Origin of the sequence: Sphingomonas yabuuchiae, from assembly GCF_014199595.1 — a bacterium.
In the GTDB taxonomy this organism is placed as follows: domain Bacteria; phylum Pseudomonadota; class Alphaproteobacteria; order Sphingomonadales; family Sphingomonadaceae; genus Sphingomonas; species Sphingomonas yabuuchiae.
This window is the reverse complement of sequence record NZ_JACHNX010000004.1, coordinates 61,078-86,572: the sequence shown is the minus strand read 5'-3', so window position 1 is coordinate 86,572 and position 25,495 is coordinate 61,078. Positions and strand designations below refer to the sequence as shown.

At 66.9% G+C, this 25,495-nt stretch carries 25 protein-coding genes; 17 read left to right on the top strand and 8 right to left on the bottom strand.

Features of this window, described 5'->3' with window-relative positions; genetic code table 11:
- Positions 1-5: 5 nt before the first annotated feature.
- The 4 genes from yidC to GGQ89_RS07135 all read left to right on the top strand — a co-directional run bounded on the left by yidC (position 6) and on the right by GGQ89_RS07135 (position 6,520).
- A complete protein-coding gene (yidC, locus tag GGQ89_RS07150; RefSeq protein ID WP_184105228.1) occupies positions 6-1,703 on the top strand; it encodes a membrane protein insertase YidC in 1,698 nt (565 codons plus the stop codon).
- Positions 1,700-2,374: a ribosome biogenesis GTP-binding protein YihA/YsxC gene (gene yihA / locus GGQ89_RS07145; protein ID WP_056429892.1), complete on the top strand. Its 675-nt coding sequence runs from the start codon at positions 1,700-1,702 to the stop codon at positions 2,372-2,374. The genes yidC and yihA overlap by 4 nt, the downstream gene beginning before the upstream one ends.
- 331 nt (positions 2,375-2,705) lie before the next feature.
- Complete coding sequence (locus GGQ89_RS07140) at positions 2,706-5,759, top strand: TonB-dependent receptor domain-containing protein (protein ID WP_184105226.1); 3,054 nt, start codon at positions 2,706-2,708, stop codon at positions 5,757-5,759.
- 98 nt (positions 5,760-5,857) lie between these two features.
- Entirely contained in the window at positions 5,858-6,520 is a 663-nt protein-coding gene (locus GGQ89_RS07135; RefSeq protein WP_184105224.1) for a glutathione S-transferase, read from the top strand.
- A gap of 100 nt (positions 6,521-6,620) precedes the next feature.
- On the opposite strand, the gene GGQ89_RS07130 is transcribed toward GGQ89_RS07135, so the two are convergent.
- On the bottom strand, positions 6,621-6,791 hold the full coding sequence (locus tag GGQ89_RS07130; RefSeq protein ID WP_156884184.1) for a hypothetical protein: 171 nt from the start codon (positions 6,789-6,791) through the stop codon (positions 6,621-6,623).
- 111 nt (positions 6,792-6,902) lie between these two features.
- Between GGQ89_RS07130 and dapE the strand changes: the two genes are divergently transcribed.
- On the top strand, positions 6,903-8,018 hold the full coding sequence (gene dapE / locus GGQ89_RS07125; protein WP_184105222.1) for a succinyl-diaminopimelate desuccinylase: 1,116 nt from the start codon (positions 6,903-6,905) through the stop codon (positions 8,016-8,018).
- Here the strand turns inward: dapE and GGQ89_RS07120 are convergent.
- From GGQ89_RS07120 to GGQ89_RS07110, 3 genes are read right to left on the bottom strand one after another with little or no spacing between them, the layout of a single operon-like run.
- On the bottom strand, positions 7,996-8,523 hold the full coding sequence (locus GGQ89_RS07120; protein ID WP_184105350.1) for a Smr/MutS family protein: 528 nt from the start codon (positions 8,521-8,523) through the stop codon (positions 7,996-7,998). The genes dapE and GGQ89_RS07120 overlap by 23 nt on opposite strands.
- A 25-nt stretch (positions 8,524-8,548) precedes the next feature.
- A complete protein-coding gene (gene mltA, locus GGQ89_RS07115; RefSeq protein ID WP_240456454.1) occupies positions 8,549-9,916 on the bottom strand; it encodes a murein transglycosylase A in 1,368 nt (455 codons plus the stop codon).
- 17 nt (positions 9,917-9,933) lie between these two features.
- Positions 9,934-10,584, bottom strand: coding sequence for a Tim44/TimA family putative adaptor protein (locus GGQ89_RS07110; protein ID WP_184105348.1), 651 nt, complete (start codon positions 10,582-10,584; stop codon positions 9,934-9,936).
- A gap of 192 nt (positions 10,585-10,776) precedes the next feature.
- Here GGQ89_RS07110 and secB point away from each other — a divergent pair, with 192 nt between their 5' ends.
- From secB to GGQ89_RS07090, 4 genes are read left to right on the top strand one after another with little or no spacing between them, the layout of a single operon-like run.
- A complete protein-coding gene (gene secB / locus GGQ89_RS07105) occupies positions 10,777-11,283 on the top strand; it encodes a protein-export chaperone SecB (RefSeq protein WP_042490310.1) in 507 nt (168 codons plus the stop codon).
- Positions 11,284-11,296: 13 nt separating this feature from the next.
- Complete coding sequence (murJ, locus tag GGQ89_RS07100) at positions 11,297-12,874, top strand: murein biosynthesis integral membrane protein MurJ (RefSeq protein WP_184105220.1); 1,578 nt, start codon at positions 11,297-11,299, stop codon at positions 12,872-12,874.
- A gap of 8 nt (positions 12,875-12,882) precedes the next feature.
- Positions 12,883-13,890 (top strand): tryptophan--tRNA ligase, encoded by a 1,008-nt coding sequence (gene trpS, locus GGQ89_RS07095; protein ID WP_184105218.1) that lies wholly within the window; start codon positions 12,883-12,885, stop codon positions 13,888-13,890.
- Positions 13,890-14,468, top strand: a complete 579-nt coding sequence (locus tag GGQ89_RS07090; RefSeq protein WP_184105216.1) for a P-loop NTPase family protein — start codon at positions 13,890-13,892, stop codon at positions 14,466-14,468. Before trpS ends, GGQ89_RS07090 begins: the two co-directional genes overlap by 1 nt.
- Before the next feature lie 86 nt (positions 14,469-14,554).
- Here the strand turns inward: GGQ89_RS07090 and dnaA are convergent, their stop codons facing one another.
- From dnaA to mutM, 3 genes are all read right to left on the bottom strand, one after another.
- Complete coding sequence (dnaA, locus tag GGQ89_RS07085) at positions 14,555-16,081, bottom strand: chromosomal replication initiator protein DnaA (protein WP_184105214.1); 1,527 nt, start codon at positions 16,079-16,081, stop codon at positions 14,555-14,557.
- A gap of 477 nt (positions 16,082-16,558) precedes the next feature.
- Entirely contained in the window at positions 16,559-16,822 is a 264-nt protein-coding gene (gene rpsT, locus GGQ89_RS07080) for a 30S ribosomal protein S20 (RefSeq protein WP_042490304.1), read from the bottom strand.
- An 87-nt stretch (positions 16,823-16,909) separates the two neighbouring features.
- Positions 16,910-17,725 carry a bifunctional DNA-formamidopyrimidine glycosylase/DNA-(apurinic or apyrimidinic site) lyase gene (gene mutM, locus GGQ89_RS07075; RefSeq protein WP_184105212.1) on the bottom strand — a complete coding sequence of 272 codons (816 nt, stop codon included), beginning with the start codon at positions 17,723-17,725 and terminating at the stop codon, positions 16,910-16,912.
- A gap of 79 nt (positions 17,726-17,804) precedes the next feature.
- On the opposite strand from mutM, the gene GGQ89_RS07070 reads away from it, so the two are divergent.
- The 8 genes from GGQ89_RS07070 to GGQ89_RS07035 are packed head-to-tail and all read left to right on the top strand — an operon-like array spanning position 17,805 to position 24,409.
- Entirely contained in the window at positions 17,805-18,536 is a 732-nt protein-coding gene (locus GGQ89_RS07070) for a class I SAM-dependent methyltransferase (protein WP_184105210.1), read from the top strand.
- A 28-nt stretch (positions 18,537-18,564) separates the two neighbouring features.
- Positions 18,565-20,100, top strand: coding sequence for a 2-polyprenylphenol 6-hydroxylase (gene ubiB / locus GGQ89_RS07065; RefSeq protein WP_184105208.1), 1,536 nt, complete (start codon positions 18,565-18,567; stop codon positions 20,098-20,100).
- A 15-nt stretch (positions 20,101-20,115) separates the two neighbouring features.
- Positions 20,116-21,222 carry a hypothetical protein gene (locus GGQ89_RS07060; RefSeq protein WP_184105206.1) on the top strand — a complete coding sequence of 369 codons (1,107 nt, stop codon included), beginning with the start codon at positions 20,116-20,118 and terminating at the stop codon, positions 21,220-21,222.
- Positions 21,219-22,406, top strand: a complete 1,188-nt coding sequence (gene coaBC / locus GGQ89_RS07055; protein ID WP_184105204.1) for a bifunctional phosphopantothenoylcysteine decarboxylase/phosphopantothenate--cysteine ligase CoaBC — start codon at positions 21,219-21,221, stop codon at positions 22,404-22,406. Before GGQ89_RS07060 ends, coaBC begins: the two co-directional genes overlap by 4 nt.
- Positions 22,403-22,852: a dUTP diphosphatase gene (gene dut, locus GGQ89_RS07050; protein WP_184105202.1), complete on the top strand. Its 450-nt coding sequence runs from the start codon at positions 22,403-22,405 to the stop codon at positions 22,850-22,852. Before coaBC ends, dut begins: the two co-directional genes overlap by 4 nt.
- 2 nt (positions 22,853-22,854) lie before the next feature.
- Positions 22,855-23,292, top strand: a complete 438-nt coding sequence (locus GGQ89_RS07045) for a hypothetical protein (RefSeq protein WP_184105200.1) — start codon at positions 22,855-22,857, stop codon at positions 23,290-23,292.
- A complete protein-coding gene (locus GGQ89_RS07040; protein WP_184105198.1) occupies positions 23,289-24,056 on the top strand; it encodes a HesA/MoeB/ThiF family protein in 768 nt (255 codons plus the stop codon). Before GGQ89_RS07045 ends, GGQ89_RS07040 begins: the two co-directional genes overlap by 4 nt.
- Entirely contained in the window at positions 24,053-24,409 is a 357-nt protein-coding gene (locus tag GGQ89_RS07035) for a hypothetical protein (protein ID WP_184105196.1), read from the top strand. Before GGQ89_RS07040 ends, GGQ89_RS07035 begins: the two co-directional genes overlap by 4 nt.
- Before the next feature lie 201 nt (positions 24,410-24,610).
- Here GGQ89_RS07035 and galU read toward each other — a convergent pair whose 3' ends face one another.
- The gene (gene galU / locus GGQ89_RS07030; RefSeq protein ID WP_058745066.1) at positions 24,611-25,471 is read right to left on the bottom strand and encodes a UTP--glucose-1-phosphate uridylyltransferase GalU; all 861 of its coding nucleotides are present in this window, start codon (positions 25,469-25,471) and stop codon (positions 24,611-24,613) included.
- Positions 25,472-25,495 lie beyond the last annotated feature (24 nt).

Genomic DNA, 25,495 nt, shown 5'->3' with positions numbered 1-25,495 from the left:
TCCACGTGAACCAAGACCGCAAGAATTTCGTCGTGTTCGCGGTGATCGCGGCGCTGATCCTGTTCGGATGGCCGCTCATCCAGAGCAAGTTCTTCCCGAGCAATCCGCCCGCGACCAAGATCGAGGGCGGCAAGCAGGTGCCCGTGGCCAACAGCACGGCCAATCCGACCGCCACGACGCCGGCCGCGATTCGCGACCGCAAGGTCGTGCTGGCCGAAACCCCGCGCGTGGCGATCGACACGCCGCGCCTGAAGGGTTCGATCAACCTGAAGGGCGCACGGATCGATGACCTCGTCCTGCTCGACTATAAGCAGACGGTCGACAAGAATTCGCCGCCGATCCGCCTGCTGTCGCCGGCGGGTGCCGAGGGTGCCTATTTCGCGGGCTTCGGCTGGCGCACCGACGGGCTGAACCCGCCCGCCGCCGATGCCGTCTGGACCGCCAGCGCGCCCGTGCTGCGCCCCGGCCAGCCGGTCACGCTGAGCGCCGTCAACGCCACCGGCCAGCGTTTCCAGATCACCCTGTCGGTCGACAAGGATTACATGTTCACCGTCCAGCAGACGGTGGCCAATGGCGGCAATGCGGCCGTGCCGGTCGCGGCCTATGGCTATGTCAATCGCGGCATTTCGGCCGATCCCGATACCTGGACGATCCATGTCGGCCCGATGTCGGTCAACAACGGCTCGGCCAATTACGGCCCGAACTGGAAGGACCTGGACAAGGCGCCGACCCGCTTCACCACGACCGGCGGCTGGCTGGGCTTCACCGACAAATATTGGCTGGCGACGCTGATCCCCGATCAGGCGAAGGCGTTCGACGGCCAGTTCCGTGCGGGCGCGGGCCAGACCTATCAGGCCGACTATACGCTCCAGCCGCAGACGCTGGCGCCGGGCAAGCAGATGACCCAGACCACGCGTTTCTTCGCGGGTGCCAAGGAGGTGGCGCTGCTCGACCGCTATACCGACAAGGAAGGCGCGACGAAGCTCGATTACGCGCTGGACTGGGGCTATCTGCGCGTCCTCGAAAAGCCGATCTTCTATTATCTCGACTGGCTGTTCCGCCTGGTCGGCAATTTTGGCGTCGCGATCATCCTGCTGACCGTCACCATTCGTGCGCTGATGTTCCCGATCGCGCAGCGCCAGTTCGCCTCGATGGCGGCGATGCGCGCGGTGCAGCCCAAGATGAAGGCGCTGCAAGAGCGGTTCAAGGACGACAAGGTCCGGATGCAGCAGGAGGTCATGGCCCTCTACAAGCAGGAGAAGGTCAATCCGCTGGCGGGCTGCCTGCCGACGCTGATCCAGATTCCGATCTTCTATGCGCTGTACAAGGTGCTGATGCTGACGATCGAAATGCGGCATCAGCCGTTCGTCGCCTGGATCAAGGATCTGTCCGCGCCCGACCCGCTGACCCCGGTCAACCTGTTCGGCCTGCTGCCCTTCGTCCCGCCGCACTTCATCGCGATCGGCGTCGTGCCGATCCTGCTGGGCATCTCGATGTACTTCCAGTTCAAGATGAACCCGCAGCCGATGGACGATGCGCAGAAGCAGGTCTTCGCGATCCTGCCCTGGGTGCTGATGTTCGTGATGGCGCCGTTCGCGGTCGGCCTTCAGGTCTACTGGATCACCACCAACTGCATCTCGATCCTGCAGCAGCGCCTGCTCTACGCCCGCCATCCGGGCCTGAAGCAGCCGGTCGCCAAGTGAGCGAGCTTCCCACCCCTGCCCCCTCCGAGACGCCCGAAGGCTTCTCGGAGGAGTTGGTCGAGTCGGCGCGCAAGCTGTTCGCCGGGCCGGTCACCTTCCTGAAGTCCGCACCCGCGCTGAAATTCCTGCCCGATCCCATCGTGCCGGAAGTCGCGGTCGCGGGGCGGTCGAACGTCGGCAAGTCGTCGCTGCTCAACGCACTGACCAATCGCAACGGGCTGGCGCGCACCTCGAACACGCCGGGGCGGACGCAGGAGTTGAACTTCTTCGACGTCGGCACGCCCCCGCTGCTGCGCCTCGTCGACATGCCGGGCTATGGCTTTGCCAAGGCGCCCAAGGACATGGTCAAGCAGTGGCGCTTCCTGGTGAACGACTTTCTGCGCGGACGCCAAGCCCTGAAGCGCGCGCTGGTGCTGATCGACTCGCGCCACGGCATCAAGGAAGTGGATCGTGAAATCCTGGAGATGCTCGACCGTGCGGCGGTCAGCTATCGCATCGTCCTGACCAAGGCGGACAAGGTGAAGGCGACCGAGCTCGCCGACGTCATCGCCCGCACCGAGGTCGAGGCCCGCAAGCGCGCCGCCGCGCACCCCGAAATTCTCGCCACATCCAGTGAGGGCGGCATGGGGATTGCCGACCTGCGCGCCGCCGTGCTCGAAGCCATCGGCTAAGCCGCTGCGGCGGGGACTCGGGCGTCATGCGCCGAGTCCCCGCCTTCCTCGATTCGCGTAGAAACGCGTCTCCAAATTTCGACAAAGTGTCGAGGAACCGGCGCAATCCGTGCGGGTTCTGGCATCTCGCAAACGCGGTTGCGGCGAAGACACACAGGTGTCGCTCGCCCCTTTGTCATACCCAGCAGATCTACCGCCAACTAACTGATGTTGTTGTATAAAGGTCGCATCAACTCGCAAATGTCAGCACATATGACGCTTTTGTTGACGTCCTGACATGCTCAGGAATAGCCCCATGAATACAAATAGATAAAATTGGGGAAAGCGTATCATGTCCCGGAATATCCGCTCGCGCGCGCTGCGCGACGTCAGCGCCGTTGCGCTGCTCACCCTCCTTGCGGCCCCGGTCGCCGCCCAGACCCTGCCGCCGACCGCGCCGGAAAACGCCACCGCGCCGGAAAGCACCGCGCAGGACACCGCAGCGGACCAGAGCGCGGCGGGCGGCCAGGACGTCGTCGTCACCGGCTCGCGCATTGCCCGCCCCGAGTTCGAGACGCTGCAACCGACACAGGTCGTGGGCGCGGCGCAGATCGCCAATCGCGGCTATACCAATGTCGGCCAGGTGCTGAGCGAAATTCCGGCCTTCGGTCCTCCGGGCAATAGCGGCGTCGGCGCGCAGTCGTCCTTCGGCCCGGCCCAGACCTTTGTCGACTTTTTCGGCCTCGGCACGCAGCGCACGCTGGTGCTGGTCAACGGCCGCCGCTTCGTGTCGTCGAACACCGCCAGCATCTTCGGCCCCGTATCGGCCGGTACGCAGGTCGACCTGAACAACATCCCGACCAGCCTGGTTGAGCGGGTCGAAACCGTCGCCATCGGCGGCGCGCCGATCTATGGTTCGGACGCGATCGCGGGCACCGTCAACATCATCCTGAAGCGCGATTTCGATGGGCTTCAGCTCCAGGGCCAGGCGGGTGTGTCGCAAAAGGGCGATGCCCCCGATCAACGCCTCAGCCTGCTGGCGGGCAAGAACTTCGCCGATGGTCGCGGCAACATCACCATCTCGGGCGAGTATAACCGCGTCACCGGCCTGACCGCCGCCGACCGCGACATCACCGCCGCCGGTTACTTCTTCGGCACGCCCGCCGCCGCCGGCGAGTTCCAGCGCGTCCTCTACCCGAACCAGCGCTACAGCGCCTTCACCATCGGCGGCGTGCCGTTCAGTGCGGACGACTTCCTTGCCAGCCGCTCGGGCATCCGCAACGCGGCGGGCCAGCTGCTGCAGTTCGGCGCGAACGGCACGCTGGTGCCGCTCGACCTCGGCACGCCGATGCGTCAGGGTTACATCAGCAGCGGCGGCAACGGCTATAACCTGCCGCTCCAGTCGAACCTGCTGACGACCTCCGAACGCTATATCGCCAGCGCCCAGGCCAGCTATCAGTTCAGCGACCGCATCCGCTTCTTCGGCGAGGCATGGTATGTCCGCAGCAAGGGCACGAACCTGATCGATCAGCCCAACTACAACACCGCGCTGTTCGACGATGCCGGGACGGCCGATGGCAACCTGCTGCTCAGTCTCGACAATCCCTATCTGTCGGCCACCGACCGCGCGACCATCGCGGCCAATCTGCCCGCTGGTCAGAACCAGTTCTATGTCGGCCGCGCGCTGGCCGACCTGACCACGGGCCGCGCCGAAGCCACGGTCGAGACGTACCGCTTCGTCGGCGGGTTCGACGGCACGGTGCCGCTGCTGGGTCGCGACTTCAAGTGGGAGGCCTCGGCCGTCTATGGCAAGTCGATCACCAATGGCCGCAACTTCGAGCTGATCCAGCAGAATTTCGCCAACGCCATCGACGCGGTGCGCGATGCCTCGGGCAACATCACCTGCCGCCCGGGCGTGGTGAACGCGACCATCCCGTCGATCGGTGGCGGCGCTTGCGCCCCGCTCAACATCTTCGGCGTCGGCCAGGCCAGCCAGGCGGCGCGCGACTACATCTTCACGGTCGCCACGCCGCGTTCGGCCAATGAGCAGCTGGTGTTCAACGCCAACATCAACGGCCCCGTCTTCCAGCTGTTCGGCAACGACGTGTCGCTGTCGCTGGGTTACGAGCATCGCGAGGAAAAGACGCAGTTCGATCCCGGCGCCTATTATTTCGGCGAACCCCAGGCGGACGGCAGCCGCGTGCAATATGGCCGCACCATCCCCATCGACCCGATCCGGGGCAAGTTCCACACCAACGAGGTGTTCGGCGAAGTCGTGGTCCCGTTCGTGTCGAGCAAGAACGAGCTGAGCTGGCTCAAGACGCTCGAGTTCGACGGCGCGGCGCGTTATGTCGACAACTCGCTGTCGGGCGGCGACGTGACCTGGACGGCGGGCGGCCGGGTCGGCTTCTTCCGGGGGCTGACCTTCCGCGGCAACTTCACCCGCTCAATCCGTTCGCCTGCGATCACCGAGGTGTTCAACCCGACCTCGCGGGCGTTCAATTCGGGCCTCGATCCGTGCGACGCACGCTATGTCGGCAATGGCCCCAATCCCGCGACGCGTCGTGCCAATTGCGTCGCGGCCGGGATCAACCCTGCAACGTTCGATTCGAACTTCAGCAACTTCACCATTCCGGTGACGATCGCGGGCAACCCCGATCTGCGCAACGAAAAGGCCAATAGCTGGACCGTAGGCGCCATCGCGCAGCCACGCTTCATCCCTGGCCTGTCGGTCGCTGTCGATTGGGTCAACATCAAGCTGAACGATGCCATCCGCTCGCTGGACGGCACCGACATCCTGAATGCCTGCTATGATTCGAGCAACTATCCCAACCAGTTCTGCGGGCTGTTCACACGCGGCGCCGATGGTCAGCTGACCACGATCCGCCAGGGCTATTACAACGCCGCATCCTATGAGATGGCCGGTCTGCAATCGACCATTGCCTACCGCCTGCCGCTCAGCCGCGTCGGACTGGAGAATGCCGGTACGGTCGGCCTGTCGGTCAATTATTTCTACCGCGACAAGCTGCAGACCCAGGTGGGTGTGGGCGACATCAACCATGACGCGGGCGAGATCGGCTATCCGCGCCATTCGGGCACCGCGAACCTGACCTATGAGGGCGACACCTTCAATGTCCTGTTCCAGGGTCAGTATACCGGCAAGGTGAAGTTCAACCTGGACGAAGCCCCCAATGCCCGCAACATCAGCGGCCTGACCGACTGGGTGGTGTTCAACACCACGGTGGGCGTGAAGGTGACCGACCAGTTCAACCTGCGCTTCATCGTCGACAATGTCTTCAACGCGACCGCCCCCTTCCCCGCCACGGCGGTGCCGGGTGGCACCCAGCCCTATTTCTCGGGTCTGATCGGTCGCTTCTTCCGCGTTGCGGCCACCGCCCGCTTCTGATCCGGCGTCCGTTGGAAGCGAAAGGCCCGTCCGGTTCCCCGGGCGGGCCTTTTTTTGTTCGGTTGCGGCCGCCCGGCGGGGCCGTTACCGCTTGGTCCATGAAGCTCATCATCGGCAACAAGGCCTATTCCTCCTGGTCCCTGCGCGGCTGGCTCGCCTGTCGGCAGTCGGGACTTTCGTTCGAGGAGGTGGTCGTGCCGCTTTACGACGCCGACTGGGACAAGCGGCGCGAGGGCGCGGAGTTTGCCCCGTCTTCGGGCAAGGTGCCGATCCTGTGGGACGGCGAGGCGGTGGTCTGGGATAGCCTGGCGATCATCGACTTCTTGGCCGACAAGGTCGGGCGCGATCGCTTCTGGCCCGCCGACGATGCGGCGCGCGCCATGGCCCGGTCGATGGCGGCCGAGATGCACTCCAGCTTCGTCGCACTGCGCCGCAAGCACAGCATGAACATCCGTCAGGTCTACCCCGCTCGGATGCCCGATGACGACGTGATCGTCGACCTGAAGCGGATGATGGAACTGTGGGCGCAGGCGCGGGCACGCTTCGGCGGCGGCGGCGATTTCCTGTTCGGAGAGTTCGGCGCGGCGGACATCATGTTCGCGCCGGTGGTGACGCGGATCGTCACCTATCAACTGCCCGTCGCACGCTTCGCCGTGCCCTATATGGACGCGGTGCTGCGCCACCCCTTCATGCAGGACTGGATCGCAGACGCACAGGAAGAGGAATGGGTGATCGAGCGGTTCGAACAGCCGGTGGGGTGAGGGTCTCCCTTGGCCTTCGACTTTGCTCAGGCTGAACGGGTTTCAGTACCAACCTCCGTTCAGCCTGAGCGAAGTCGAAGGCCACGCCCCCTTTTCCCCCTTACCGCGCGGTCGGCGGAACGTCGTTCAGGGGCGCCCGCTGGTCGGCCGCCGGTTCGGCGACGCGCGACGTGAAGGTGTAGAGCAGCACCCCGGCGATCCCGAGTGCAATCAGCAACCAGAGCAGCAGTCGCTTTCCGGCCTTGTTGCCGTTGGAATCGGGGTCGTTCATCACATCACTCCTGTTGTGCAGGAGTTGGAACGATGTCGGGGCGCATCGGCTCCGTGAGCGTCGTCAATCGCGTCATTGCCGTCCGCGCCCGCGCTGCCTATGCCGCGCGGCATGACCGACGCTCTCTCCCTTGCCCAGGCCCTGATCCGGGCCGACAGCGTCACGCCCGCGCGTGGCTCCGTGTTCGACGTACTGGAGGCCGCGCTGGTGCCGCTGGGCTTCGCCGTGGATCGCTTTACCATCGGCGAGGAGCCCGACGGTCCGGTCGAGAATCTGCTGGCCACGCGCGGCGGCACGGGCACTCATCTGGCCTTTGCGGGGCATGTCGATGTCGTGCCCGCCGGTGACGGCTGGCAGGGTTCGCCCTTTTCCGGCGAAGTGCGCGACGGTCTGCTCTTCGGGCGCGGCGCGGTCGATATGAAGGGCGCGGTCGCCGCCTTCGTCGCCGCGATCCCGGCCGACCGGACCATCCCGCTGTCGCTGATCATCACCGGCGACGAGGAAGGCCCCGCTATCTACGGCACCCGCGCGTTGATCGATCGGATGGCGGAACTTGGGGTGGCCCCCGACCTCTGCCTGGTCGGTGAGCCGACCTCGGCGCAGCGGCTGGGCGACATGATGAAGATCGGGCGGCGCGGCTCGGTCAATATCTGGATCACGGTGCCGGGGCGGCAGGGGCATGTCGCCTATCCGCATCTGGCCGACAATCCGATCACGCCGCTGGTCGCGATGCTGGCAGAGATCGAGGGGGTGACGCTCGACACCGGCAATGCCTGGTTCCAGCCGTCCAATATCGAGATCACCGACCTGCATGTCGGCAACCCTGCTACCAACGTCATTCCGGGGGCGGCGCAGGCGCGGCTGTCGATCCGCTTCAACGACGAACAGAACGGCGCGGCGCTGGTCGAGCGGATCACCGCCATCGCGCAAGCCCACGCCCCCGCCGCCCAGGTCACGGGTCGCATTTCGGGCGAGGCGTTCCTGACCCAGCCGGGTGCCCTTTCCGCGATGATCGCCGACGCCATCCGCGCCGAGACGGGGATCGAGCCGGAGCTGTCGACCACCGGCGGCACCTCAGACGCGCGCTTCCTGTCGAAGCTGTGCCCGACGGTCGAATTCGGCCTGCTCAACGCAACGATGCACAAGGTCGACGAGGCGGTGGCGGTCGACGACCTCTACGCGCTGACCCGCATCTATGCGGGCGTCATCGCTCGCGCGGGCGCCTGAAGACGATATAGAGCGCGCCCTGCCCGCCATGGCGCGGATGGGCACCCCGGATCGCCGCGATCGAATCGGCATGGCGCGAGGCGCCCAGCCAGTCGCTGATCGCCGCGCGGATGGCACCGCGCGCATGGGGGCGCTCGCTTTCGGGCCGCGGCGGCTTGCCCGTCACCAGCAGCAGCACCCGGTCTCCCCGAGCGATCGCCCGACCCAGCCCCTGGTCGAGCAACGCATGTGCCGACGCCAGCGTATGGCCATGCAGGTCGAGCGAGCTGTCGGGCATCACGCTGCCCCGCGATAGGCGCTTGTCCCAGCCGCCATCCAGCGTCTCGCCCGGCCCCTTCCTCGGCGCAGGCGGAGGCGCTGCGGGCTGGCGCAACGGCGGCACGCGGCCCTTCACCCGCACCTTGGGCGCGCCGGGCGTTTCCTGGAACACCGCCTCCATGGTCGGCGGCGGCGGTGCGGGTCGGGCGGGCACGATGGCGGCACGTAAGGGACGCACCGTTTCCATCACCCGCGCCCAGAGATGCGCCTCGTCAGGGTTGAGGGATCGCACCGACCGTCCCGACAGGAGCCGTAATCCCGGCGCGTGCCAGCGTCCCGACCGGCAGCAGCAGGAAGGCCGTGCCCCGTGCCGACATGCCGCCCGCAACCGCTCGCGCCGTATCGCCCGCGCCCCAGAAGGTATCGAAGCGGTTGGAGCCCTTGATCGCGCCGCCCGTATCCTGCGCCACCCACAGGCCGGTCGCATCCTGCCGGTCCATCGACAGGAAGACGGGAGCACCCAGCGGCACGAACTTCGGATCCGCCGCCACGCTGACCTGCCCCGTCACCGCATAGCCCATCGCCCCCTGTGGCGCGCCGTTCGACTCGCGGAAGAAGACGAAGCTCTTATTCTCGCGCATGATCGCGCGGCCTTCCTCGGGGTGATCGTGCAGCCAGGCGACGATCCCCTGCATCGAGGTCTGCCCCGGCCCCAGCAACCCGCGCGACTTCATCAGCGCTCCGATGCCGGTATAGTCGCGGCCATTCTGCGTATCATAGCCGATCCGCATGATCCCGCCATCGGGCAACCGCAGCCGCCCCGAGCCTTGGATCTGAAGGAAGAACACCTCGACCGGGTCTGCGCCCCAGGCGAGGATCGGCGCACGCCCCTCCAGCGACCCCTGCTCGATCGCGGTCCGGTCGTCATAGGGAACAAGGTTGGTGCCCTGCACCTTGCCACGTATCTTCTTGCCCTTCAGGTCGGTCGTGAAGGCACCCAGATCGACATCGATCAGGTCGCGCGGCCGGGCATAGATCGGCACCTCATAGCCCGAGCGCCGATCGCGCGAACCCGCAATCTCGGGCTCGTAATAGCCGGTCGCCAGCGAGCGGCCGTCACCGACCTGCACCGCCTCGAAATAGCGGGCGAAGAAATCGCGGGCACCCCCGCGCGGTACGCTGGCGGCCGCCTGGCAGGCCGCTTGCCAATCGGCGCCTTGCGTCAGGCCGCTGCCGTCGGTGCGGCGCATCAGGCCGGGACAGGAAAGCAGGAAGGCCGCACGCGCCGCCTCCGCCTGCGGTTCGGTGATCGGCAGGGCGGCGACGGGCGGTCCGGCCAGAATGCCTGCCTGTGCCGCCGAGGCCGCGCCGGGGATCGCCGCGACCGGAGTAGCTGGCAGTGGCGTCGCGGCCACGATCCGCACCGGACCATCAGCCACGCGCGAGACGCTGGGGCCGCTGGGCTGCACGGACGAGCCGCCCGGCCGGGGGCGGGGTTGCGGTTTGGGCTGGGGCTGTGCTTCCCCACGTGACGGATAGGGAACCGAGGTGCCCGGCGGGACGATCCGCCCGGCACAGGCCGACAGGCTGACTGAAAGCGCGACCATGGTCGCGACGCGATACCCCCTCAACGCGCTCATTCCCCCGTCAGACCGGATCAGGCTTCGTCGGTGTCGACGAGCTTCCAGTTCGGATCGCCGCTTTTCAGCGTCCGGGCGAAGGTCCAGACGTCATGCGTCTCGACCGCATCGCTCAGCGAACCGGCGATGACATGGCCCTCGGCATCGCGCGTGACGGCGGCGATATCGGCGTCGAAGCGGACAGTGATGCGCGCCTCGCGGGCCTCGACCTGCGCATCGACGATCTTCGCGCTCTCGACCCGGATCAGGCGGTTGTCGAGGGTCTGGCCCGCCTCGCGCCGCTGCTCGATCGCCTCGGCAAAGGCGGCCAGCACGTCGCGCTCGACCAGATCGGCCAGCGCGTCCTCGTCACCCTTCCAAAAGGCTTCCAGCGTCATGCGATAGGCCGCCTGCGCGCCGTTCAGGAACTGCGCCACGTCGAAGCCCGCCTCGCCCGCGATCACCGCGCGCAGGCCCTGTTCGGCACGCGGATCGATGTTGCGGTTGGCGACGGGCGCAGAGGCCTGTGCCGCCTCCGTCGCGCGGGGCAGCGTGACGGGCAGCGGACGGTCATCGGCGCTGCGCGCCAGCGGCTGCTGTTCATGGCCGGTGCGCTTGCCCAGCACACTGTACAGCCGCAGTGCGAGGAAGAGCGCGACCATCGCGAGAAGAACGACGTAGAATAACAACACAGGCGCCTTTCACTATCGTGACCGATATAGGCGTACGAGCCGACAATGAAAACCCGGCCCCCCGACGAGGTGGGCAAGGTTGAAACCGTGCCGACCCGCTGCTACGCGCAACGGCTATATGGCCGAACGCGTGAACATGCCGTTTCGGTCCCTTATCCCCCTTTGATCTCACGTAAGAAGGTAGCGACGATGGACGAACAGGGTTTGCCGCAGGGCTTTGAAGCGCCGAACGGCGACGATGCCGGCCCCGCCGCCGGTATGATCTCGCAATATGTGAAGGATCTGTCGTTCGAGAACCCGAACGCGCCTGCCATCTATCAGGCGCAGACCGCGCCCGGCATCGACGTGCAGTTCAACATCTCGGCGGCGCAGGTCGGCGAGGAAGTCCACGAACTGACCCTGAAGATCGAGGTTCGCGCCGAGTCCGAGGGCAAGACTGCCTTCATCGTCGACCTCAGCTATGCCGGTCTCTTCGGCTTCCGCAACGTGCCCGCCGACCAGATCCAGCCCTTCATGCTGGGCGAAGCTCCGCGCCTGCTCTTCCCCTTCGCCCGCCGCGTGCTGGCCGATGCGGTGCGCGACGGCGGCTTCCCGCCGCTGATGCTGGAGCCGATCGACTTTGCGCAGCTCTACCTGCAGCAGGCCGATGCCCAGGCGGGTGCACAGCCGAACACCCCGGAAACCGGCCACGCCTGATCCGGATTGACAGATGAACCTGACCAAGGCGCTGGGCTCGGTCGGCGGGCTGACTCTGGCCAGCCGCGTGCTTGGTCTGGTTCGCGACTCGCTGTTCTTCCGCTTCGTAGGCGCGAACTTCGCCTCCGACGCGTTCCAGATCGCGTTTCGCCTGCCCAACATGTTCCGCGCCCTCTTCGCCGAGGGCGCCTTTTCCGCCGCCTTCATCCCGATGTTCAACCGCAAGGTCGCGGAAGGGGATAAGGCGGCGGAGGGCTCGGGCCTGGCGCACGGCCTGGCTTTTGCCGAAAATGCGCTCTCGGTCCTGCTGCCGGTGCTGATCGTCATGACCGCGCTGGTCGAGCTGGCCGCCTGGCCCGTCACCTGGGTCCAGACCTTCGGTTACGGCAAGGGCACGCCTGCGCAGTTCGACTATATCGTCCTGCTCAACCGGCTGACCTTTCCCTATCTGCTGTTCATCAGCCTGGTGTCGCTGCTGGGCGGCATCCTCAATTCGCTGCACCGCTTCTGGGTGAATGCCGCCGCGCCGATCCTGCTCAACCTGACGCTGATCGTCGCCCTGCTCTTCTTTCACACGCATGACCCGATGGCGACCGCCCGCAATCAGGCGATCGCGGTCACGGTCGCGGGGATATTGCAGTTCGTGTGGCTCTGGTGGGCGTGCCGCCGCGCAGGCGTCCGGCTCCGGCTGAAGCGGCCGGTGATCAATGACGACGTGAAGCGGCTGATGAAGCTGATCCTGCCTGCCGCTGCCGGGGCGGGCGCGGTGCAGATCAACCTCGTCATCTCGACCGCCCTGGCCGCCCGCTTCCTGCCCGAGGGGTCGGTGTCCTATATCTATGCCGCCGACCGGCTGAACCAGTTGCCGCTGGGACTGATCGGCATCGGCCTCGGCACCGTCCTGTTGCCCACCGTCTCGCGTCTGCTGGGTGCGGGCAAGGAGGTCGAGGCGATGGAGACACAGAACCGGGGCATGGAGCTGGCGCTGCTGCTCACCCTGCCCGCCACGGTCGCGCTGATCGTCTGTGGCCAGCCGATCGTCGCCGCGCTGTTCGAGCATGGCAAGTTCACCGCCACCAACAGCTATTACACCGCGCAGGCACTCGCCGCCTTCTCGATCGGCCTGCCCAGCTATATCCTCGTGAAGGTGCTGACGCCGGGCTATTATGCGCGCGCCGATACCCGGACGCCGGTGCGCTATGCGACCTGGTCGATGCTGGTCAATCTGGGGCTGAACCTGATCTTCATCTGGTGGCTGGGCCATATGGGGCCGCCGCTGGCCACCGCCATCGCCTCCACGGTCAATGTCGTACTGCTCTATCGTACGCTGGCCAAGCGCGGGCATTTCGTGGCGGACGCGCAGTTGCGGCGGCGAAGCTGGCGGATGCTGCTGGCCGCGCTCCTGATGGGCGGGGCGATGGCGCTGCTCAATGCGCGGTTCCAGCCCTATGTCACCGGCACCAACCTGGAGCGCTGGGGCGCGCTCATCATACTGGTCGCGACGGGGATGCTGGTCTATGCGGTCGCCACCTTCGCGACGGGCGCCTTCCGTCTCAAGGATATCAAGCGGCTCGTTCGCCGCAACAGTTGAGGACCATCATGCGCGTCGTTTCCGGCATCAAGCCCACGGGCAACCTACATCTCGGCAATTATCTGGGCGCCGTGAAGCAGTGGGTGGCGATGCAGGACGACATCCAGGCCCAGGGCGGCGAAACGATGTACTTCATCGCCGACCTGCACGGCCTGACCGAATGGATCGCGCCCGAGGCGATGGCGGCCAACACCATCGAGATGACCGCGACGCTGATCGCGGCCGGAATCGATCCCGAACGCTCGATCCTGTTCAACCAGACGCGCGTTCCCCAGCATAGCGAGCTCGGCTGGCTGCTGAACAATGTCGCGCGCGTCGGCTGGCTGAACCGCATGACGCAGTTCAAGGACAAGGCGGGCAAGAACCGCGAGGGCGCCAGCGTCGGGCTGTACGACTATCCCGTGCTGATGGCCGCCGACGTTCTGCTCTACAACGCCACGCATGTGCCGGTGGGCGAGGACCAGAAGCAGCATCTGGAGCTGGCCCGCGACATCGCGACCAAGTTCAACAACGACTATGGCCGCGAGCTCTTCACCCTGCCCGAGCCGCTCATCAGCAAGGCGGCGCCGCGCATCATGTCGCTTCGCGACGGTGCGTCGAAGATGTCCAAGTCGAACCCGTCGGAAATGTCGCTGGTCAAGCTGATCGACACCGATGACCAGATCGCCGAGAAGTTCCGCAAGGCCAAGACCGATGCCGATGTCCTGCCCGACACGATGGAGGGGCTGGACGGCCGCGCCGAAGCGCGCAACCTGATCACCATCTATGCCGCGATGGCCGACCGCGAACCGGCGGACGTGCTGGCGCAGTTCGCGGGCCAGGGCTTCGGCGTGTTCAAGCCCGAGCTGGCCGATCTGGCGGTCGCCACGCTGGGTCCGATTCGCGAACGACTGACCCGGTTGCTGGACGATCGCGGCGAAGTCGGCCGTATCCTGGAGCGTGGCGCGGAAAAGGCGCGCGATCTGGCCGCGCCGCTGCTGCTCGACGTGCAGCGGACCATGGGGTTGCAGATCTGATGACCACCCGCCCCATCACCAAGATCCCCACCCGGATCATGGTGATGGGGCCACCGGGCAGCGGCAAGTCGACGCTGGCCCGGATGCTGGGCGAGCAGTTGGATTTGCCCGTCTGGCACGCCGATGCTCTGTTCCATGGCCCCGGCTGGGTCGCTCGCCCGCGCGAAGACTTCATCGCCGACATGGCCGCCCTCGCTGCCCGGCCCGCCTGGGTGATCGACGGCAATTATTCCAGCGCGCATTACGGCCCCGCAATCACCGACCGGCTCGCCCGTGCCGAACGGATCATCCTTCTCGACCTACCCCGCCACATCACGATCCCACGCGTCCTGCGGCGCGTGGCCCGCTACCATGGGCAGCAGCGCCCCGACAGTGCACCGGGATGCCCGGAGCGGCTGGACCGAGAATTCCTGCTTTATTGCTGGCACTGGCAACGGGCGGTGCGGCCGGGGATATTGCGGGTGCTGGCGGAGGTGGAGGATCGGGTGATCCGCTATCATGGGACACCGCCGCTCCTGCGCATGCTGGCGGATTTGGGGCGGGCAGATTCCCTTGGCCTTCGACTACGCTCAGGCTGAACGGCGGGAGAGAATGGGGTTCTATCCAAACCCCGTTCAGGCTGAGCGAAGTCGAAGCCCACGCCCCGCCCCCGCGAGGAAGGCCCTCAGCCCTCCAGTTCCTTCATCAGCACGCGGACCGCATTGTCGATATCGCGGTCGGTATCGCGCAGTTCCTCGATCTTGCGCACCGCATAGATCACCGTCGAGTGATCGCGCCCGCCGAACTTGCGGCCGATTTCAGGCAGCGAGCGGGTGGTCAGGCGCTTGGCGAGGTACATGGCGATCTGGCGCGGGCGGGCAATGGCGCGCGCCCGGCGGGCCGAAACGAGGTCGAGCGGCTTCAGCTCGAAATGACGGCTGACCAGCTTCTGGATTTCGTCGATGGTGATTCGACGTTGCGCGCCCCGCAGCACCTCGCCCAGCGTGGCGACGGCGAATTCCATGTCGATCTTGTCGCCGGTCAGCTGCGCATAGGCGACCACGCGATTCAGCGCGCCTTCCAGCTCGCGGATATTGCCGCGAATCCGTGACGCGAGCAGATCGAGTACATCAATCGGCACCTGAATCTCGGGAAGATCGGCGACCTTGCGATTCAGGATCGTGCGGCGCAGCGTCAGGTCGGGTGCCTTGATGTCGGCGACCAGCCCGGCACCCAGACGACCAATGATGCGCGGCTCCACGCCGTCCAGCGACTGGGGCGAGCGGTCGGCCGAGATGACCAGCCGCTTGCCCGCGCCGACCAGTTCGTTGACGGTGTGGAAGAATTCTTCCTGGGTCGAATCCTTACCCGCAATGAACTGAAGATCGTCGATCAGCAGCAGATCGGCGGAGCGCAGCCGCGACTTGAAGCTGTGCGTGTCGCGCGCGCGCATCGCGGCGACGAAATCGAACATGAACCGCTCGGCCGACATGCACAGCACGACCGCTTCGGGATGCGATTCGAGAAAGGCATGGGCGATGGCGTGCATCAGGTGGGTCTTGCCCTGCCCCGTGCCGCCATGGAGGAACAACGGGCTGAAACGCGGCGGGCCCGGCTCGGCCAGCGACAGCGCGGCGTTGAAGGCGACGCGGTTCGACGAATCGACCACGAACCGATCGAAGGTCAGGCGCGGGTCGAGCGGCGGCCGGTCGGCGGGAACACGCAGTGCGGGCGCCGGAGCGGCCACCACCGGGGCAGGAGCCGCCGCCTTGGCGCGCGTCTGACGCGGCGCAGGGGCCGGAGTCGGTGCAGGCCCGCCGAACAGCGAGGGCTGCTCGTCCGCCTCGACCGGCTGCATCGGAGCCGCAGCCACGGCACGCGGAGCGGGCGTGGCGTCGAAGGTCTCGACGCTGGTCAGGCGCGCGACCTTGCTGGGCGCACGGGTTTCGATGACGACCGAGCGGACCTCGGGCAGCACTGCCTTGAATTCCAGGTGCAGGCGGTCGGCATAGTGGCTGCGCACCCAGTTGGTCGCAAAGGCCGAGGGGAGCGCCAGACGGACCGTATCGGGCTCGTCACCCTCGATCAGCTCCATCGGCTTCAGCCACTGGTCGAACAGCCGGGCGCCTGCCGATTCGCGCAGGTTCGCGCGGACGCGCGCCCAGGCACGGGCCTGGTCCGTCGTCGGTCGCGTTGCCTGCCAATTCGTCACCCGCGCACTCCACTTCTGCCGACCCCCATGATGGGCGGTCGAGCCCCTATTCCACTTGGCGACACGTAGCCCATCGGCGAATCAAACGGATTCGACCCGGTCTGTCACTTCGCGATGTCCATGACGCGGGGCACGAAGCACCGCCGCTGGGAAACCGATTATGAGCGATGACGGGGTCTGATCAAGACCATGTCCGGCCATAAATCTGAAATAAACCGGATTGACAGCCAAAAGCCCGCAGAAACCCGTCCAACTATCTCACAAGCGATTGAAATCGTTGAATATTAACCAAGGCGCACGTCATCGCCCCGAAAGTCGAATCTCTCGAATCGCGGGCAAAGCTGGCGTTGCGCGAAACGCGGGATTGTTCCCACGGATCACGTTCCGCGAAGCGTTAATGAATGGATGGCGAGCGCACGAAAAAACCCGCCGGGGGACCGCCCCCGGCGGGTTTCATTCGTCGCGAAACCGAGAGGCTTAGGCCAGTGCGGCGATACGCTTGGTCAGGCGCGAGAACTTGCGCGAGACGGTGTTCTTGTGCAGCACGCCCTTGGCGACGCCACGGGCCATTTCCGGCTGCGCCGCGGCCAGAGCGACCGTCGCGGTTTCCTTGTCACCGGCGGCCAGGGCGGCTTCGACCTTCTTCACGAAGGTACGGATGCGGCTGACGCGGTTGCCGTTGATGACGGCGCGACGCTCGTTGCGACGGATACGCTTTTTGGCCTGCGGCGTGTTCGCCATGAAAACCTCTAAATCTCGATCAAAAGGGATAGCGGCGCGACGCACCAGCTTTGAAGCCGCCGCCCTTACCGGCTGACGGCCTTGGCGTCAACCACGCTGGCAGGTCGCACACCAGAAAGTCGAGCGCCCCGAATCGGTTCGCCGCCGGACCATGGTGCCGCATTCGCACGGCTCGCCCTCGCGACCATAGACGCGCCACTCCTTGGAGAAATAGCCCAGTTCGCCGTCCGGCCGCACATAATCGCGAAGCGACGAACCGCCCGCCAGGATCGCGGCCTCCAGTACGGCGCGGATCGACTCGACCAGCCGCGCGAGTCGCGCTTTCGATATCTGCCCGCCCGCCCGGCCCGGCGTGATTCTCGCCATGTGCAGCGCCTCGCACACATAGATATTGCCAAGGCCCGCCACGATCCGCTGGTCGAGCAGCATCGCCTTGATCGGCGCCGCCCGCCCTTCCAGCGCCTCGGCCAGATAGGCGGCGGTGAAATCCGGCCCCAGCGGCTCCGGCCCCATGGCGAGGAACGGCGGGTAGCTCGCCAGGTCGGCGGTCGACCACAGATCGACGAAACCGAATCGCCGGGGATCGTTCAGCGCCAGCCGCCGCCCCGCCGCCGTTTCCAAGAGCAGATGGTCATGCGTCTGCGGCTCGCCGGGATCGATCCGCCAGCGCCCCGACATGCCGAGGTGGAAGACCATGGTATCGCCGCGATCGGTATCGATCAGCCCGTATTTCGCACGACGACCCAGCGACGTGACGGTCGCCCCCGTCATCCGCTGACGCAGGTCGGCCGGAAAGGGATGGCGCAGGTCGGGGCGGCGCGGCTCGACCAAAGTCAGCCGCGCGTCCGCCAGCACCGGGGTCAGGCCGCGGACCGTGGTTTCGACCTCGGGAAGTTCGGGCATCGGTTCTCTGTCTGGGTTTCCTTAGGCAAACAGCTAGGTAGCGTTTGCCCCGCCAGCAAGGCCGGGCTAGGGCATCCCCATGAGCGATACCGTCTCCTTCGGCTATGAAGATGTGCCCCGCGACGAAAAGGTCGCCCGTGTCGGCAGCGTGTTTACGAATGTCGCCGCCAAATATGACCTGATGAACGACGCCATGTCGGGCGGCATGCACCGCCTGTGGAAGGACCGCTTCGTGCGCCGGGTGAAGCCGCGCGCCAGCGACCAGATCCTCGACATGGCGGGCGGCACCGGCGACATCGCCTTCCGCCTGGCCGAGTCGGGCGCCAGCATCACGGTGGCGGACATCAATCCGGCGATGCTGGAGGTCGGCATGAAGCGCGCGGCCGAGCGCGGGCTGGACGGGCTGGTCTGGACCGAGGCCAATGCCGAGCAGCTGACCTTCCCGGACAAGTTCTTCGACGCCTATACGATCGCGTTCGGCATCCGGAACGTCACCGACATCCCGGCGGCCCTGAAGGAAGCGCACCGCGTCCTGCGGCGCGGCGGGCGGTTCTTCTGCCTGGAATTCTCGACCACCGTCTGGCCGGGCTTTTCGGAAGTGTATGACGCCTATTCGCACAAGCTGGTGCCCAAGCTGGGCCAGATGCTGGCGGGCGATGCGGACAGCTATCGCTATCTGATCGAATCGATCCGTCGCTTCCCCGACATGCCGACCTTCGAAGGCATGATCCGTGAGGCCGGTTTCGTCGAAACCAAGGTCGAACCGATCATGGGCGGCCTGGTCGCGATCCATTCGGGCTGGAAGATTTGATGCTGGCAGGCATGGGCGGAAACGCCCTGTGACCCAGCCGGTGGTGCATCTCTGGCGTCTGCTCAAATGGGGGCGGACGCTGGCACGGCATGGCGCGTTGCAGGGTATCGAGCGCGATCCCAACACGCCCGCGCCCGTGCGACGGCTGGCGCGTGTCGCCCGCTTCGGCGCGCGCGTGCCCGCCAAGCCTGCCTATGCCGACGCGTTCCAGGCGATCGGCCCGGCGGCGATCAAGCTGGGCCAGACGCTGGCGACACGGCCCGATCTGGTCGGCGACGATGCCGCGCACGACCTGTTGCGGCTTCAGGATCAGCTGCCCCCCGTCCCCTTCGCGACGATCTGCGCCGCGATGGAGGCGAGCATGGGTCGCCCGCCCTCGCACTTCTTCTCCTCGATCGAGGAGACACCGGTCGGTGCCGCCTCGATCGCGCAGGTGCACCGCGCGGTGACGACCGATGGCCGCACGGTCGCGGTCAAGGTGCTGCGCCCCGGCGTCGAGGAAGATTTCGCCCGCGCCATCGACACCTATCAATGGGCCGCCGCGCAGGTCGAGGGGATGAGCGGCGAGGCCGCGCGCCTGCGCCCGCGCCTGACCGTCGAGAATTTCCGCCGCTGGACGCTGCGCGAGCTGAACTTCCGGCGCGAGGCGGCCTCGGCCTCCGAACTCGCCGAGGCGATGACCGCCGAGCCGGACTTCATGGTGCCGCAGATCGACTGGGCGCGATCGACGGCCAAAGTGCTGACCGTCGAATGGATCGACGGGATCAAGCTGTCCAACCGGCAGGCGCTGGTCGAGGCGGGCTACGACCTGCCGCATCTGGCGCAGACCCTGGTGCGCGCGTTCCTGCGCCAGGCGATTGCGGAGGGTTTCTTCCACGCCGACATGCACCAGGGCAATCTGTTCGCCCTGCCCGGCAACAAGATCGCCGCGATCGACTTCGGCATCATGGGCCGGATCGACCGGCGCGCGCGGGTGTGGCTGGCCGAGATCCTCTATGGTCTGATCACCGGCAATTATAAGCGCGTCGCGGAAATCCATTTCGAGGCGGGCTATGTCCCCGCCCACCATAATGTCGCCGAGTTCGCCACCGCCCTGCGTGCGGTCGGCGAGCCGATGCGGGGGCTTCCGGTCAAGGACATGTCGATCGGCATGATGCTGGACGGCCTGTTCTCGATCACCCGCGATTTCGACATGGTGACGCAGCCGCATTTGCTGCTGCTGCAAAAGACCATGGTGATGGTCGAGGGCGTGGCGACCAGCCTCGATCCCGACATCAACCTGTGGGACTCTGCCGCGCCCTTCGTGCGTGAATGGATCAGGACCGAACTGGGGCCAGAGGCCAAGATCGCCGACCGGCTGATCGAGGATGTTCAGACGCTCGCCCGCCTGCCCGAACTGGTCCGCCGGATCGAAGCGCGTTACCCTGCGCCGGGTGGCGAGCCGCCCGCGCCGCCCCTCAAGCAGATCGAGGTCGTGCGGATCGGCGGCGGCTGGCGTTATGCGCTGATCTCGATGCTGTCGGCCGCCGCCGGGGTCGCGGCCACCATCGCCGTGCTTCGATAGGATGCTGGGATAGGCATGCCGGGCAGCGCGCCCCCCGTTTCCCCGCGCCGCATCTCGCGGCCGCTCTGGCTGAGCCAGCCGGGGCGGTTGTCGGGCATGACGCCACCAGTCGCGATCGGGATGCTCGCGCTGCTGTTCGTGCTGATCGCGGGGCTGCTTTGGACCGGCGGCGATGCCGATCCGGTGGCCGACCGCCTGACGCCGGTTTCGGCGGCGATCCTCGACCATGTGCGGCACGGGCAGGATTTCTACGCGGCCGCGATCGACGCCCTTCGCGAAAATGGGCGGCCATTGCGCCCCGTGCTGCTGGCGGTGCCGCTGCCCGCGCTACCCGTGACGCTGGCGCTGATGCCGCCGCTGGTCGGTCAGTTGCTGCTCGTCCTGCTGGGCCTGGCGGTCGTCGCAGGCTGGGCGCGGCGCTGCTGGCCGCTGTTCGAGGGGCGCGGCCCCCGCGCATTGGCGATCATCCTGCTCGTCGCCGGGCTTTATCCCGCGCTCGACCGGACGATGGTGTCGGTGCCCGAGGTCTGGGCCGCGCTGCTCATCGCACTGTCATTGGTGCAGCGGCGGCCCGACGCCATGCCGACCGCCGTCGCGCTGGGGCTAGCGGCGATGATCCTCAGCCCCGTCGCCTTGCTTCACGCGTTGCTGATGGGGTTTCTCGCCTGGCGTGCAGGGGCCGAGCGTGAGGCGACGGGGTGGATCGGAGCGACCGCCGTTGCGATGATTCTCTATGCCGCCCATGCCCATAGGCTGAATGCGATGGTCGGCCCGATCGACCCCGCCATCGCTTCGCCCATCGCGTTCCAGTCGCCGGGGGCGTGGCTGGCGGCGATCGCCTCGGCGAGCGGAGCCGGGGTGCTGCCCATGGCGATCGCGCTGGCGCTGACGGTACTCGCCGCGCTGGGCTGGGCGCATTGGCGGCAGCCGGTGGCCCGGCGGGCGGGGATCACGCTTGCCGCCTATGCGCTGTTCGGCCTTCTGACCGGTGCGCCCGCCTTTGCGCTAGTGGTCGCGCCGCTTATCTTCCTCGGCGTCGTCTTCGCCCCCGATGCGGTCCGCGAGCTGATCGCCGCCGCGCGCGACCGGCGACGCATTACCGTGACGCGAGTCGTGCGATGAGCCATATCCTGTTGATCGTCGGGGGCGGGATCGCCGCCTACAAAAGTTGCGAGCTGATTCGCCTGCTGCGCAAGGCCGGGCACAGCGTGCGCTGCGTCCTGACCGAGGGGGGCAGCCATTTCGTCACGCCGATGACCCTGGCCGCGCTGTCGGAGAACCAGGTATTCACCACGCTTTGGGACCTGAAGGACGAGGCGGAGATGGGCCATATCCAGCTCAGCCGCGAGGCCGATCTGGTCGTCGTCGCGCCGGGCACCGCCGATCTGATGGCGCGCATGGCGAACGGCCATGCCGATGATCTGGCGACGACCCTGCTGCTCGCCACCGATACGCCGGTGCTGGTCGCCCCCGCCATGAATGTCCGCATGTGGCTGCACCCCGCGACCCAGCGCAACGTGGCGCAGCTGCGTGCCGATGGGGTCGAGGTGATGGCCCCCGACGAAGGCGCGATGGCATGTGGCGAGTTCGGCCCCGGCCGCCTGCCCGAGCCGCCCGCGATCCTCGCGGCGATCGAGGCGAAGCTGACGCCCGCCCGTCGCCCGCTGGCGGGGCGGCATGTGCTGGTGACGGCAGGTCCGACTCACGAACCGATCGATCCCGTCCGCTACATCGCCAATCGCTCCTCGGGGCGACAGGGTTTTGCGGTGGCAGGTGCGCTGGCGGCCCTGGGCGCGCGGGTGACGCTGGTCGCCGGGCCGGTGACGTTGCCCACCCCGCCGGGCGTCGACCGGGTCAATGTCGAAACCGCGCGCGACATGGCACAGGCCGTCGCCCAGGCGCTGCCCGCCGATGCCGCCGTCATGGTCGCCGCCGTCGCCGACTGGCGGGTCGAGGCGGCAGGGCAGAAGGTGAAGAAGGACGGCGGTACCGCCCCTGCACTGACGCTGGTCGAGAATCCCGATATCCTCGCCACCGTGGCCGCCGCGCCCGACCGCCCCACGCTAGTGGTCGGCTTCGCGGCCGAGACCGAGCATGTCATCGACCATGCCGTCGCCAAGCGCCTGCGCAAGCGCGCCGATTGGATCGTCGCCAACGATGTATCGGGCGACGTGTTCGGCGGCGACGCGAACCGCGTCCACCTCGTCACCGCCGATGGCGTCGAGAGTTGGGAACGGATGGGCAAGGACGCGGTGGCCAGGGGGCTCGCGCAACGTATCGCGGATGCGCTACAAGCACGGTCATGACGACCGCACCAATCTCCATTGCCATCAAATATTTGCCCCATGGCGAGGGTCTTCCCCTGCCCGTCTATGCCACCCCCGGCGCGGCGGGCATGGACGTGGTCGCCGCCGAGACGCTGACGCTGGAGCCCGGCAAACGCGCCGCTATCGCCACCGGCTTCGCCATCGCGATCCCGCCGGGTTATGAGGTGCAGGTGCGCCCGCGCTCCGGTCTGGCGCTGAAGCACGGCATCACCTGCCTCAATACGCCCGGCACGATCGACGAGGATTATCGCGGCGAGGTGAAGGTGATCCTCGCCAATCTGGGCGACCAGCCGTTCGAGGTGGTGCGCGGCGAGCGCATCGCCCAGCTCGTCCCCGCCCCCGTCCAGCGCGCAACCCTGGCCCGGGTCGACGAACTCGACTCGACCGAGCGGGGAGATGGCGGCTTCGGATCGACCGGGCGGTGATCGTGGCGCTGATCCTCGCCGCCGCGACGACCCAGGCGATCGCGCCCGCGTCGCCGGTGACGCCCATACCCCGGCTGGCCGCCCCCGGCCCGGCCGAGCCGCCGCATGACTGGTCGACGCTCGGCGTGCTCACCCTGCCGCCTGCCGGACCGGATATGGTCCGTTTCGTCCGTGACGAAGTGGCGGCGGGGCGTTGCACCCGCGCCCGGCAGGACGACGCGCAGATGGTGCTGGTCGTGCCCCTCGCCATCCGGATCAGCGCTGACGGCAACGCCGACAGCGTGGTGCCGCTGGCCATCGGCTGCCCGACGGTCGAGCAGTTCAGCGCGGGCGTGGCACAGCGCATGGTGCGCCATCTCGCGCACCGCACCATGATCCCGGGCGATCGCTGGTATCGGACGGTCATCACCTATACATGGCCGGGTACGGGGCCGGGATGATCCTGAGCGACGACGAACTCGCCCGTTATGCCCGGCACATAGTCCTCCGCGAGTTCGGCGGCGGCGGGCAGCTGAAACTGAAACAGGCCAAGGTCGCGGTGATCGGCGCGGGTGGCATCGGCTCTCCCGCCATCCAGTATCTGGCCGCAGCGGGCATCGGATCGCTGGTACTGATCGACGACGATGTGGTCGAGCCGTCCAACCTTCAACGCCAGACCATCTTCACCACCCAGGATCGCGGCACGCCCAAGGTCGAGGCCGCCGCCACCCATGTCGCGCGGCTGAACCCGCATGTCGCCGTGGCCGTGCACCGCACGCGGGTGACGCCGGACAATGCCGCCGCCCTGATCGAGGGGGCCGACGTGGTGCTGGACGGCTGCGACAATTTCGCGACCCGGCTGGCGGTGGCCGATGCCGCGCTGGCCCTGCGCATCCCGCTCGTCTCGGCGGCGGTCGGGCAGTTCGAGGGGCAGCTGGCGGTCTATCGCGGCTGGGAAGCGGACAAGCCCTGTTATCGCTGCTTCGTCGGCGAGGCGGTAGATCAGGCCGGGCTGACCTGCGCCGATGACGGCGTGCTGGGGCCGGTGACGGGGGTGATGGGCAGCCTTGCGGCGCTGGAGGCTCTACGCGCCGCCGCACCGTTCGGGCGCGACAGTGCGGGAAGCATCCTGATCGCCGACATGCTGACCATGCGTTTCCGGACGCTTGCCTTGCCCAAGGACCCAGGCTGTCGTTGCGCTAACGCCATCGCGGTGGCGGCATGAGCGCGCGGCCGACGCCGCCGTCGGGCTGGCTCGACTGGACGGGAGACAAGGGCTGGATCGGGCAGGTCACCGGCCTGCCCGACAGTACACTCCACGCCTATGCGGGCATGGCGATCCTCACTCTTTCGGCCTTGGTCCTACGGCGCAAGCCCTGGGACTGGCGCTGCTGGCTGACCGTGTTGGTGATCGAGACGGTCAACGAAGCCTATGACCTGCTTCAACCCTTCTATGCCACGGATGAAGGCAATCTGCCCGCCAGCTGGTTCGACATCTGGAACACGATGCTGTGTCCGACGGTAATCCTGCTGACCTTCGGTTGGTTGGCGCGGCGGGCCGACGGGCGGGAGCGTTAATGCTCATTCCTCCCCTCGCAGGGGAGGTGGCAGGCCGAAGGCCTGACGGAGGGGTGTCGCGCTCGGCAAGTGCGGGTCTCACTCACGACCGGCGACACCCCTCCACCAGCTTCGCTGGTCCCCCTCCCCTTGCAGGGGAGGAATGAAAAAGGGGCGGTGGCCTTTCGGCCCCGCCCCCTTCGTCAACTCGGAAAACTGAAATCAGCCGAGCAGCTTCGTCGCGAACTCGCGCACCGCCGGACCAATGTCCTCACGCGCCAGACCCAGCGCCAGGTTCGCCGTCAGCCAGCCCGCCTTGTCGCCGCAGTCGTAACGCTGCCCGTCGAAGGTAAAGCCATGGAAGGGCTGGTTGCCGATCAGCTTGGCCATCGCATCGGTCAGCTGGATTTCGCCGCCCGCGCCCGGCTCCTGCGCGTCGAGGATCTGCATGACCTCGGGCTGCAGGATGTAGCGGCCGGGGATCATCAGGTTCGACGGCGCCTTGCCCTTGGGCTTTTCGACCAGCGCAGTGACTTCGGTCAGGCGACCGTCCTGCTTGCCCGGCGAGATGATGCCGTACTTGTCCGTTTCGCTATCCGGCACTTCCAGTGCGCCGATGACGTTGCCGCCGACCTGGTCATAGGCCTCGACCATCTGCTTCATGAAGCCGCCGACCATCAGTTCGTCGGGCAGCAGCACCGCGAAGGGCTCGTCGCCGACGATCTCACGCGCGCACCACACCGCATGGCCCAGGCCCAACGGCTCCTGCTGGCGGACATAGACGGGGCTGCCCGGCTTCTGTCGGATGCCCTCGATCACGGCGAGGCTCTTGCCGCGCGCCTTCATCGTGGCTTCGAGTTCGTAGGAGATATCGAAATGATCCTCCAGCGCGCCCTTGCCGCGGCCGGTGACGAAGATGATCTGCTCGATCCCCGCTTCCAGCGCTTCTTCGACGGCGTACTGAATCAACGGCTTGTCGACGACGGTCAGCATTTCCTTCGGCATCGACTTGGTCGCGGGCAGAAAGCGCGTCCCCAGACCGGCCACCGGAAAAACAGCCTTGCGAACCTTCTTGATCGTCATGAAACACTCCCTGAATCAATCTGC